The organism is Erythrobacter sp. S267 (assembly GCF_057365045.1).
This window is the reverse complement of the sequence record NZ_CP200298.1, coordinates 2,238,522-2,250,995: the sequence shown is the minus strand read 5'-3', so window position 1 is coordinate 2,250,995 and position 12,474 is coordinate 2,238,522. Positions and strand designations below refer to the sequence as shown.

The window sequence follows — 12,474 nt, the reverse complement described above, 5'->3', positions numbered from 1 at the left end:
GACCGGGTTGGAGCGGGAGCAATGGCTATGGCTGCTCTCCTTCCGAATTGGCGTGCTCGATCACGCGTTCAATCTGATGGAGCGCGGGTTGCTCAACACGGTCAGGGTCAAGCAGCTGCGCAATCTCCTCAGCGCTTAAGTGCTGCATGACCATGGGCTCATCCGTAAGCGCGCTCTCAAAGCCCACATCCGCCGCTATGGCATCGGCGATAACTTGCTTGACCAAGACTTCCGCCTCTTCCCGGGCGATGTGCTGCGACAAGGCAAAGGCGACACGCTGCGACATTGCAAAGCCGTTTGTGAGGTCGACATTGGACCGCATCTGCTCAGCATCGACCTCCAGACCGCTCAGCAAGCCATTGAGCAAGCGAACAGCATTGACCGACTGCACCATGATATCTTCAATCACAGGCGTCATGCGCGATGTGTTATCGCGCTCAAACAGGTTCACCACGTCATCGGCCAACACTTCACCCAGCCGCGGGATCGTGCGGCCAGCGTGGATAAGGGCCTCAGGCGTGCGGGGATTGCGCTTGTGCGGCATGGAGCTTGATCCGACCACGCCCGCGCGCTGCGCTTCGCGGACTTCGGCTATGTCTGTGCCTTGGAGTAGGAAAAGCTCTTGCCCAATGCGCTGGTGAGAGCGGGCAATAAGGCCGAGCACCAGCCCAACCTCCGCGATCACGTCGCGCGTTCCGTTCCAGTCAGCGGGATACGGTTCGCCCAACCCCAACTCGGCGGCGAAGCTGCGCTCCACGGCAATGGCCTGATCTCCCAGACCCGAATAGTTCCCAACCGCCCCTTTGAGGATGGCCGAGCGAGACAAGCGGTCACGCACTTGCGCAATACGGATACGATGGCGCGCATACTCGTCAATCCAGGTGCTGACCTTCTTGCCGTAAGTAATGGGCTGGGCGTGCTGGCCCAGCGTGCGTCCGATCATCGGAGTTTGCGCATGGTCGCGGGCCATTGCTGACATGGCCGCAATCGTCTCAACCAGACAGACGTCTAGCTCAGCAAGCGCACGGTCCATCTGGATGATTGTGGCGGTGCCGTAAATGTCGACTGTGGTGGCGCCGTAATGGACATATTGGTCGCCCATTGGGTCCAGACTCTCGCGCCAGACCCTGAGCAAAGCGACCATCCGGTGACGTGTTTCAGCATAGGCTTGGTCAAATGCCTCTTGCGGCACCAATTCCACCTGAGCTTTTGCGCTGATCTCTTCCGCAGCTTCGCTGGGAATAACACCGTGAAGCGCCTGCGCGCGGGCCATCGCAGCCTCTACGTCGAGGATGATCTGAGTGCGCCCGTCATACTCAAACAGAGCGCGCACTGGCCCGACCGAGCAAGCTGAGGCCGTCGCCGGCAGGCCAAGGCCCATCAAGGCCAAACCCGCCAGCCACACAGTGCGCCACCATGCTTGGCTGCTAGTCAGACTTTTACGCATTCCGTGTTCCGGCAGCGAGTTTGGCAATCCCGATCAGAAGTCCTTGCGGATATCGATCGAGAACTGGCGCCCACGGCCACTGTGCAGGCTGCCGTAATAGCCAAAGCTCTCATCAGCGATGGGAGGATCTTCGTTGAAGATGTTGTTCACGCCAAAGCGCAGCCGTGTTCCGTCAAGAGCGGTATCGTTCTCGATCCGGTAGCTGATGCCAAAATTCATCGTAAACCAGTCATCGACCCGGAAGAACTCAGCAGTGTCATCCTGCTGCGCGCCCGGATCAAAGACCTGCCCGACATAGCGACCGAAGAAGTTCACCCGCACGGGCCCGCTTTCCCAGGCAACCGAGCCTGAAAGACGCCATTTCGGACGCCCATCAATCTCGATAAGTTCCCCAAAGCCGAACGGCTGGAGTGCAGCGACATCGCCGGTCGAGAGCTCCGGTATCTGCTGGAGCAGCGGGGTCAACTCGGTGAACAAAGTGTCCGCAAGCGGCCCTGCCTGTTGTTCAAATCCGAGCAAACGCGCTGCGTTGATCTGAAAATCGAACTCGCCAAAGCTGGTGTCGAAATTGTAGAGCACGCTGAAGTCCAGACCTTCAGAGGTGCGCTGGTCGAGGTTGGTGTAGGGGTTGAGGATCTGGATCAGTTCCCCGGCCGGATTGATCCCGGTGCCCGCATACAGGTCGATGTCATCCTGCGTCACTGCGGCTCGAACGACATTGGGGTTGGAACTGCCCTGCAAGCGCAGCAAGAGATCGAGCAACAGGTTGTTCTGGTTGCCGAAAATGCCGACCAGTCCTTCTTGTTTGACCTCCCAATAATCAGCCGTGATCGTCAGCCCCGGAATGAAGCTGGGGGTCAGGACGATGCCGAAATTGATGCTCTCCGTATCTTCGGGTTCAAGCTGTGGGCCACCCTCACGGAAGTCGATCGTTCCGACGGTGCCGCAATCAGGCACGTCATCCTCAAGCCCCTGGATGATCTCGGCCACACACTCGACCGCACGCACAACGGAGTTCGAGCGGGTTGTGCCCTGATCGTTGATTTGCACCAGGTTCGGTGCGCGGAAGCCTTGCGACCAGGCGCCGCGCAGCAAAATGTCGCTGACCGGACGCCAAGCCACTGCGGCACGCGGAACAAAGGCGCTGGAGCTGTCCGAGAAATCCTCAAACCGGGCTGCCAGTTGGACTTCCAGCTCGTTCACAAGCGGGATATCCATGTCGTCTGACACAAGCGGGATCAGCGCTTCGGCGAAGGCCGAATAGACTTCACGGTTGCCGCTCGTATCAGGCGAAGGGCTCGATCCAACCACGTCACTTCCGAAGAAGTCACCATTCACGGCATTGGTGAAAGTGATCGTGCCATCAAGCCGTGGGTCGCGATCATCGATGAAGGTCTCACGCCGGAACTCGACGCCAGCAGCGATCCCGACGCCGCCAGCGGGCATCTGGAACAGATCGGGCCGAGAAACCTTGAAATCAGCCAATGCGAGCGTGGTCTCACCTTCACGGAAGACATCAATCGTAATGTCGTCGATCACCGACTGCGGATTGGGCGTGCAGTCGATTTGCAGACCGAAACCGGGCTCTCCGGGGAAGCAGCCGCCATTGAAGGGGTTGTATGCGGTCCCATCAGTGCGGTTTATTGCCTCTTGAGCAAGCGTGCTCGAAATCCGGTTCTCGGTCAGGTCAGTGGTGTTGGCCTGCGCATAGAGGAACCCGGTGTCGTAATCCCACCCGCTAAACTCACCGCGTAATCCGAGCACGAGGCGATACTCGTCCTTCGTCACCATCCCGCGCCGAGGGCCAGCATCGACCCAGCGATAATCTTCGAGCAGAAGCGCACGGCCATCGTCAGTGACGTTGGGGCCAAGGCCATTGTCCACCCGGTTGGGATTGGGCGATCCATCCGCCAAGGTCGTCGCGCCCAGCGGGTTCCAGAACGCCGTCGCTTCGATGCCAAGCGGCACAGCGCTGAGCATGGTGCTCTGTTCGCGTTCGCGGAAGTTTTCAGAGCGGTAGTAGGACCCTTCGAAATACACTTCTGCACTGCTGCTCAGTTCATAGTTGAACAGCGCCTGGACGTTGTAGCGATCCTTTTGCGAATAGAGGAACCGGTCAGCGCCGATATCCCAGCGCAGGTCGCGGTCGATCGTCCCGCCATTGTCCGCGCACAGCCCGTTGCCAAGATCAATGACCCGGCCATCGCTATCGGCTGCCCCGTTGGGTCCGAACAGGACGCAAGGTTGAAGGTGGAAATCATCATCACGCAGGACCGTCGTGTTGGATGAGGTAGCGCTTGAGCCTTGAATGTCGAAGGCACCAAAGGGCGAGTTGATTGAGCGGTTGTCGAACTGGGTGTCGCCTTCGAAATCGGTCCCAATCAGGAAAGGGCGCAAGTCGCTCGACGCGGAATAGTCGCGTGCCGTCGCGCGCAAGCCATTCTCATGGAAATAGGCGCCATAGACAGTGAAATTGCCTCGACCATCGGCGAAGTCGAAGCCAAAACCGCCGTCGATCTGAAAACTGTAGAGGCTGGTTCCGTCCGACGCGCGGTAATTGGCGCGCAGATAGCCGCCATCGCGCCCACCACGCAGGATTGTATTGACCACGCCCGCAACCGCGTCAGCGCCATAGACAGCCGAAGCGCCATCGCGCAGAACTTCGACCCGGCGCACACTCCCTGGCGCAATAGTGTTGGTGTCAGGCGAAACAACCGGCACAAATAGCTCGGTCTGGAAACCCGGATTGAGCAACATGCGGCGGCCATTGATCAGCATCAAGGTGTTGCCCGTGCCAAGCCCGCGCAAGTTGATCGAAGCGATGTCGCCGCGTGCACCATTGACGCCGCCTGCCGTGCTTTGCTCGTTGAATTCTACCGAGCCTGCTTGCGGGATCGCGCGGAAAATTTCATCGCCGGAGGCCGGGTCAATCGCGTCGATCAATTCCTCTCCGACCACGGTAACGGGCAGAACATCGTCTACCTGTGCGCCCCGGATTTGGGTTCCGGTGACCACGATCACCGGCTCCTCTTCCTCCGCCGTGGGTGTCGCCGGTGGAGCCTCGTTGCCGCTGTCTTGTGCGTAGGCACTGGCGCTTGCCATTGCCATGATCGATGCGCCGGCAAAGCCTGCAATGCGTGTGCGAAGTTTCATTAGATTGCCCCCAATCTGACATTATCCGTCCAAGGCTCCGCTTGGCGATGGCATAATTAGACGCCAAAAACCTTGACAGCGCAACTCTATTGCAGAGCGGGGATAGGCTTCTAACGTTCGCCTTGGCCGGTTTGTCGAATATTATCGACGCCAACCGCGCCCGATCCCGGCCTACGCGGATCGGCGGCTCCGAAGATTAGATCGCCTTCAAGCATGATGGTCTGAGCACTGCCGATCGTGTCGCGCAGCTCAATCTCGTGGCCCATCGCACGCAGGATTTCGAGTGAGTCCTGATTGAAGCCAGGCTCAATCGCTAGCTCAGTCGGTCGCCAGTTCTGGTGCAGACGCGGCGCATATGTCGCCTCCGCGATATTCATTTCGTGGTCTACCACGTTCACGATCACTTGGAGCACCGAATTGATAATCGTGCTGCCCCCCGGCGTTCCGACCACGAGATAAGGTTTATCATCGCGGAACACGATCGTGGGTGTCATGCTCGACAGCATCCGCTTGCCCGGCTCAATCTGGTTCATGCGGCTGTTGCTGAAAGTGGCACCGGGTACATCCACCCGCAACGAGAAGTTGCGGATCTGGTTATCCAGCAAGAACCCTGCACCCTCGACCACAACGCCCGACCCAAAGGATGAGCCAAGGGTGTAGGTGTTGGAGACCACATTGCCGTGCCGGTCCGCGATGGAATAATGGGTCGTATCCTCACTCTCACCAGCAAGCGGATCATAGGGGGAGATATCAGCCGAGGGCGTGGCTCGTTCACGCGATATCCCGTTTGACCTGTCGCGCGCATAGGCTTTGGAGATCAGCAACTCCACCGGATTTTCGACGAAATCCGGGTCGCCCATCGACATGCGCCTGTCCGCATAAGCCAGCTTCATCACCTCTGCCATGATGTGGATCGTAGAGCTGGTATTGTGCCCCATTTCCTTAAGGTTGAACGGCTCCAGCATGTTCAGCATCTGCAACAGTGCCACTCCGCCTGAGCTGGCAGGAGGCATGGTGACGACAAGATGATCACGATAGCGGGTTGCAATGGGCGCGCGGAAATGGGCGCGGTAATTGGCAAGATCAGCCAGTGAGATATGCCCGCCATGCGCCTCCATATCAGCGGCGATCCGCTGTGCGATCTCTCCGCGATAGAAGTCATCAGCCCCGTGGGTCGCGATCCGATCAAGCGTCCAAGCAAGATCGGATTGAATCAGCCTGTCGCCGAACATGTAAGGGGATCCATCGGGCTTGAAGAAAGCGCTGATCGCCGCATCGGAGCTTTGAAGCCGCCCGCGCCCCCAGCGCAAGGCTTCTGAAAGATCGCGGGTGACAATGATGCCATCGCGCGCCAACTCCATCGCAGGGCGCACAACGTCCTCCCAAGGCAGCACCCCCCAGCGTTCATGAGCCAACTTCAGACCCGCAACCGTACCGGGCACGGCAGCTGCCATGTGACCTGCATCGGCATTGTCCATCCGGTTGCCATCTGCGTCGAGATATTGGCTGGCGTCCGCCGCACCCGCGGGGGCAGCCGAGCGGTAGTCGATAGCGACCGTCTGATCTTGCTCAGCAAGGTAGATCAGCATGAAACCGCCACCGCCCAGATTGCCGGCACGTGGCAGCGTCACCGCCAGCGCAAAGCCGGTTGCAACCGCTGCATCAACCGCATTGCCGCCTTCAGCCAGTATCTGTGCGCCTATGCGGCTCGAAAGCGCATTTTGGCTGACCACCATGGCTTCGTTGTCGACGATCGGATGGTGGATCGACTTGTAGTCGAGCAACTGCTGCTGGGCTGACACAGGTGAGGCTGCCATCGGCGTCAAGCACAAGGCGATTGCGGCCAGGACAGCGGTGAGAAATTTCATCAACGGCTCCTTTGGCCGCGAAGAGAGCGGAACCGCAGACCAGGGTCAATCCTCCATCATCGGAAGCTCGCTCTGCTCGAACGCAATCAGACCTGTAGGAAAATGGCGGAGACGGAGGGATTCGAACCCTCGATACGCGGTATGCGTATGGTTCCTTAGCAGGGAACTGGTTTCAGCCACTCACCCACGTCTCCGCGTGCGCTAGCTCTTTTGGCTGCGAGGGAGGCGCTATAGTCGCGCTTCGTTGGGGCTTCAAGGGGCGATTGTTGCGCGCCTGCCCCTTAGGGATTCGTCCGAGGTTCAGACAGCACTCATTACCGCCCACTCTACACCGGACTCGGCTCATCGCGTTTTCGATTCGCTCTGCCGAGAGGCGATTGTCGAATGCGGCGTGAGAGAGTCTGCTTAACGTTGCAGGGGTGCGAATGAAGTGCAGGAAAAGGGAATTGCCATGCGCAAGGATGGATGTCTGATGGAAAAGCAGCCCGCGAACGGCGCTGGCGACGCGCAAAGCTCTGGCCTGATTGCTAGAGCGAGCCGTTTGTTCGCCACACTGGCGGCGGCGGCGATGTTGACGCTGGCCCCTTCTCTCACCCCCGTAGCCGCGCAGGATGTGGAGAGCTTCGATCCCAACGATGCTTACACTTCGCCGTCCGCTCCATCGGGCGCACCAACGAGCTCGTCTACCGCTGGAACGGCGATTGACGCTGACCTGATCGATCCCGGCCAACCAGGAGCGTGGAGCGGCGCCCCTCAGGTGGCTCCTCCGGCCCAAGGTGCGGTTCAGCCTGTTCCATCGCCGCAAGATGAAGGCTTCGACGGCGAGTTTTCGGAATATTCGAGCCCTGAAGCGCAAGAGGCAGCGGACCCTTACGCGGTCGACCCTGTCACGGGCGAGCCGATCGCTGGCGCTGAAACAACATCCGCAACCTATGGTCAGGACGACCTGATCGGCGCCGCAGAAGGCGTCTTTGGCAAAGGCGCAGAGGGCCTTGCCGGACTGATCGAGGACTTGCTGCGCGAACAGGGTGAGCCCAACGGCTACATCGTCGGGCGCGAAGCGGGCGGCGCGTTCATTTTTGGCGCGCGCTATGGCTCGGGCACGCTTTTCCATAAGGTCGAAGGCGAGCGGCAAGTCTACTGGACGGGCCCCTCGCTGGGCATTGATGCTGGTGCCAATGCGGGCAACACCTTTGTCCTCGTCTACAATCTCTATGACAGCGAAGACCTCTTCCGCCGCTATCCCGCTGGCGAAGGTCAAGCCTATTTCGTAGGCGGTCTGCACGCGAGCTATATGCGCCGCGGGGACGTTGTCCTGATTCCGATCCGCGTGGGTGCCGGCCTGAGGCTGGGCGTCAATGCGGGCTATATGCGTTTCTCGAAGAAGCACCGCTGGTTGCCCTTCTAAGGTCGTCAAAACCGCTTTGGCACCTGCGTAAAAACGCGGGGCAGAGCACTGAATGCCGAAAGGCGGTTGCAGCGCGCGCAAAGCGCGGTAAAGCCTTGCGCCATGCTCGACCGTCTCGAACCCCAATCGCCCGATGCGCTGCTCGCGCTGATCAAGCTTCACGCGGCTGACGAACGCCCTGATAAAGTCGACCTTGGCGTCGGCGTCTATCGAACGGGCCAAGGGGGCACGCCTGTCTTTGGCGCGATCAAGGCTGCCGAACAGGTGCTGGTCGATACGCAGGATTCCAAAAGCTATCTGGGCCCAGAAGGCGATATGGGCTTCGTCAACGCGCTGATGCCGTATATCTTTGGCGAGGACGCCACGATGGGTGGCCGCTTGCAAGGAATGCAGACGCCGGGCGGGACGGGCGCTGTTCGTTTGGCGGCGGCGCTGGCGCAGAAGGCCGGTCTGACCAAGCTTCACATGGGTACGCCCAGCTGGCCTAACCACGCGCAGATCTTCGGGGACATCGACCTTGAGTGGCAAGCGTTCGAGCACGCCAACCCTGACGGCACAGCCAATCTTGGCGCAGTGCTGGGCGCGATCCGCAATGCGGGTGAGGGGGAGGGCGTGTTGCTGCATGGCTGCTGCCACAACCCTACCGGCATCGACTACACCGCTGACGAATGGGAGCAGATTGGCGACGCGTTGGTCGAAAGCGGGACTTTCCCGATCATCGACGTCGCCTATCAGGGGCTCGGCACGGGTATGGAGGAGGATGCGGCTGGCATGCGCTCTGTCCTTGCCAAAGTGCCAGAGGCGCTGATCGCCTACAGCTGCGACAAGAACTTCGGCATGTACCGTGACCGTGTCGGTGCGTTCTATATCCTGTCTGAGAATGGCGGGGAGACGCTGGAGAAGGCTTTCTCCAATGCCAACGCGCTGGCTCGTGCCAGCTGGTCGATGCCGCCTGATCATGGTGCGGCCGCCGTGCGGGTGATCCTGCGGGACGCCGATATGACTGCGCAATGGCTCGACGAACTTGACCAGATGCGAGAGCGGATGCGGCAAGTGCGCGCACATCTCGCCGACGCCGGAATGGCGGGCAGTGTCGATCTGACCCCGCTTGGATCGCAAAACGGGTTGTTTGCGATGCTGCCGGTGACGAAGGAGCAGGTTGTGGCTCTGCGTGAGCAGCACGGGATCTACATGGCGGGTTCTGGCCGGATCAACGTGGCCGGTCTGACGATGGACAATATCGACAAGTTCATCGCGGCAATCGCCGATGTGACGGGCGGATAGGTGGATCAGACGCGCCTTCGTTGGCGTAGTGTTTGACACAGTGACCCTGCGGCTTTCAAAAAAGCCAAGGCCGTTCAAGCGCGCGCCCTTTCGGCCGCGCGCTCTCTCGCGTTGAGCCGGTTGAGGAGGCGTAAGAGAGCTGAATTGTCAGGCTTTTTCGCAATGCCCCTCATCTTCCCATGGTAGATGACGGGACGCCATAATCCTGTCTCGAACCGCCAAACAAGCTGTTCAAGTGTGACTTTTCGCGCATCACCTTTTTGCACATCTTTGGCGTGCGCTCCCGACGACAGGCGAGGGCCAGCCAGCACCGTGTCCCAGGCCGCTGCGAAGCTTTCAGCACCAGCGCGGCGACGCAATCGGTGCGCGCTCTCACGACTTTTGCCCACGCGCCGCGCCGCTGCGCGGGCCGAGCCGGTTAGATAAAGGTTAGCCAGAAAGGCGCATTGCAGATCGGCGCTCCAACCATCCTTGCGCGCGCGCAGCTTGACCGGGGTGAAATAGGGCGGCCGCGAGCGGAGATTGCGGGAGGAAGTCGGATCGGAGCTCATCCGATAGGATAAGCCACACAAGCGACCCTGTAGGAAAGGCCCTCCTAGACGCTCGCAAATTGGCTAGGTTTGGCTCTTGCGAGGATTCGGCGAGGGCGCGCGCCATCAAATTGCCTCATTTCATCGCAGCAGCGGCTCTTGCCAGCCTAGCAAACAGGTAAAGGGGCTGGACTGTTCATCTTGGCGCAAGGATACGAGCAACACTTCGACCATTCGAGGAAGAGAGCTTTTGATCCCTTTGTAGGGAGAAGTTAGTCGTTTCTTCGGTGAAATTAACCCGATTTTGAAGGGGGCTCTTGCAAGCCGGTGATGCAGTAAACGGACAGGGGCAGGATGTGGGCGCGCCTAAGCACTCAGGCCCTGCGTGAATTTGCATCGCGGTGAAATACGCTTGAAGGAGTAATTGAATGAATTTTCCGACACTTAAGACCCGTCATATTGTGAGCCCACTGGCGCTTGCAGCATTGATTGCGGTTCCAGCCGTATCGCCCGCCATCGCGCAGAATGCCGATGAAGGCGAAGTGCTGACCACTGTTTATGCCCCGCAGCCTCCCGCTCTTGAGGGGTTGGCAGAAGGGCCTGATATCGAAGGCTTTATCTCAGCACGCAATGGCAACCGCGTGCAAGTGACCTCGGCCAATGGCCAGCGAACTGTAGTGACTGTCACTGACCAGACCAGCATCCGCGCCAAAGGCGGCTTTCTGGGGCTGGGCCGTGAAACGCTTGGTGCGGAAGCGCTCTTGAACGGTCTTCCGGTTGAGGTTGAGACCCGCGATTGGAACGGCGTTCTCGTTGCCAGCCGCGTGCGTTTCTCCGACGGCGATCTTGAAACCGCTGAGATGATCCGCTCCGGTACCAATCAGCGCTTTGCCGCCAACGAAACCGCGATCGAAGAGAACGCTCAGGCAACTGAGGCTTTGCGTGGCCGCTTTGGCGCGATCGACCAGTACAACATCAAGGCGACGACCAATGTCTATTTCGACACCGGTCGCCACAACCTTTCGCCGACAGCGCGCGCGGAACTGTGCGGTGCTGCCCAACAGGCTGAGCAAATGGACAACGCCCTGCTTCTGGTTGTCGGCTACACCGATTCAACCGGTAGCCAGGAGATCAACCAGCGCCTGTCCGAACAGCGCGCATCGAGCGTGGTGAACTATCTCCAGCAGCAATGCGGCTGGGCACCCTACCGCATGCTGACGCCAACCGGCATGGCAGAGTCTGATCCAGCCGCCGACAACTCGACCGAATTCGGCAAAGCGCAGAACCGCCGCGTTGCGGTCAACGTGCTGGTGTCGAAGAGCGTCGACGGGCTTTAATCGCCTAAGACTTTAAGAACCCAAAAAGGGGCGAGCTGGCAACGGCTCGCCCCTTTTTTATGGCTCTTCACAATTGCGGCCATCCCCAACTACGCACTATTCCCTAGGGCAGACTAACGTGTTAGCTAACGCAGCACGCAATGGGGAGGCCGCCTCCCGCACATAAGATGATTCGCCTGCGTCCTGTTCGATGCTCAGCGAATTCGCCGGGGGGAAAGAATGAAGAGCATTTTTCGTAAGTCAGCTTCTGTCGCAACTTTGGGCCTCGCGTCACTGGCAATTGCTGCACCGGCCTATGCTCAGAGCAACGACAGCGAGATTGAGCAGACCGGCGAGGCTAACGAGGCGACCGTCACGCAGTCTGGCTCGGATAACTCTTCGGACATTACTCAGGACGGAACTTTGCGACCGGCGAGCGCAGACGGGGTCTCCAACCGAGCCACGGTCCGCCAGCGCGGTTCGGGCGGCGTCTCTACGATTGATCAAACCGGCGACAACGGAGCGTTCGTCACCCAGACCGCATCGAGTCAGGATGTGCAGTCCGTTATCTTTCAGGAGAATGCCGGAGGTGGTGGGGTCAACGTTGCCAGCGTCGTGCAGCGCGGGCTTGGCAGCGGTGAAGGATCGCTCACAGGATCGCTCGTCCAGCAAATTGGAACCCGTGGCCGTACTCGTGTGCGCCAGCAGATCGACACGGTCGATGCTGGCAGCGCCGTGATCCAACTGGGCGATCGCCAGTTTGCAGAGGTCTTCCAGATCAGCGGCTCGGCGCTTTCAGCGATTATCCAAACCGACGACACGGGTGTCGCAGAAGTCTATCAGGACGGCAGCAGCTTCTCGCTCGTCTTTCAGGGCGGTGACGGAAACTCGGTCGGTGTGCGGCAGGAAGGGGATGGCAACATCTCTGCCATCGAACAGTCAGGCACGGACAACACGATTGGCGTACCCACCTATGACAATGTCGCGCTGGGCACGGATGATGCGTCCCTAGGCGTGTTCCAAACCGGCTTTGCCAATGAGAGTTTCATTATTCAATCAGGCGACCTCAACGACACCGACATTGTACAGACAGGGGATTTTAACTTCTCCGATGTTGAGCAATCCGGCAGCGAGAACACCGCTTTCGTTGATCAAATCGGCAACGACAATGAGTCCTTTGTCGCGCAGGATGCGGGCAGTTTGGACAACTTTGCCGACGTCAATCAGGACGGTGATGAGGGCTTCTCAAACATTGAGCAGGGCGGCACTTCGAACATTGCAGTCCTGAATCAGGGCGGGCTGCTTAACAGCTCAACCATCTTGCAAGACGGCACGTCCAACATGGCGACGGTCAACCAAGGCGGAGCCAGCAATTTCAGCGAAGTCGATCAGAGTGGCACTGGCAACACCGCCACGGTTACGCAGAGCTTCCCTTGATCTTAGGCCCTGATCTTAGGCCCTTAATCGC

At 59.4% G+C, this 12,474-nt stretch carries 7 protein-coding genes and 1 tRNA gene; 4 read left to right on the top strand and 4 right to left on the bottom strand.

All coding sequences use genetic code 11. The annotated features are described in order from the left end of the window. Nucleotides 1–25: 25 nt before the first annotated feature. The 4 genes from AC0V6X_RS10590 to AC0V6X_RS10575 all read right to left on the bottom strand — a co-directional run bounded on the left by AC0V6X_RS10590 (nt 26) and on the right by AC0V6X_RS10575 (nt 6,662). Complete coding sequence (locus AC0V6X_RS10590) at nt 26–1,447, bottom strand: lyase family protein (RefSeq protein ID WP_486184508.1); 1,422 nt, start codon at nt 1,445–1,447, stop codon at nt 26–28. Between the two features lie 33 nt (nt 1,448–1,480). Beyond that, entirely contained in the window at nt 1,481–4,600 is a 3,120-nt protein-coding gene (locus AC0V6X_RS10585; RefSeq protein WP_486184507.1) for a TonB-dependent receptor domain-containing protein, read from the bottom strand. A gap of 110 nt (nt 4,601–4,710) precedes the next feature. Beyond that, nucleotides 4,711–6,468 (bottom strand): gamma-glutamyltransferase, encoded by a 1,758-nt coding sequence (gene ggt / locus AC0V6X_RS10580; protein WP_486184506.1) that lies wholly within the window; start codon nt 6,466–6,468, stop codon nt 4,711–4,713. 103 nt (nt 6,469–6,571) lie between these two features. Continuing rightward, a tRNA-Ser gene (locus AC0V6X_RS10575) sits at nt 6,572–6,662 on the bottom strand. Nucleotides 6,663–6,940: 278 nt separating this feature from the next. Here AC0V6X_RS10575 and AC0V6X_RS10570 point away from each other — a divergent pair. The 4 genes from AC0V6X_RS10570 (at nt 6,941) to AC0V6X_RS10555 (ending at nt 12,443) form a co-directional block, all read left to right on the top strand. Beyond that, nucleotides 6,941–7,876, top strand: a complete 936-nt coding sequence (locus AC0V6X_RS10570; RefSeq protein ID WP_486184505.1) for a DUF1134 domain-containing protein — start codon at nt 6,941–6,943, stop codon at nt 7,874–7,876. A 102-nt stretch (nt 7,877–7,978) separates the two neighbouring features. After that, on the top strand, nt 7,979–9,160 hold the full coding sequence (locus AC0V6X_RS10565) for an amino acid aminotransferase (RefSeq protein WP_486184504.1): 1,182 nt from the start codon (nt 7,979–7,981) through the stop codon (nt 9,158–9,160). 958 nt (nt 9,161–10,118) lie between these two features. Then, on the top strand, nt 10,119–11,027 hold the full coding sequence (locus AC0V6X_RS10560) for an OmpA family protein (RefSeq protein ID WP_486184503.1): 909 nt from the start codon (nt 10,119–10,121) through the stop codon (nt 11,025–11,027). 219 nt (nt 11,028–11,246) lie between these two features. Then, entirely contained in the window at nt 11,247–12,443 is a 1,197-nt protein-coding gene (locus AC0V6X_RS10555) for a hypothetical protein (RefSeq protein WP_486184502.1), read from the top strand. The last annotated feature ends 31 nt before the right edge of the window (nt 12,444–12,474 follow it).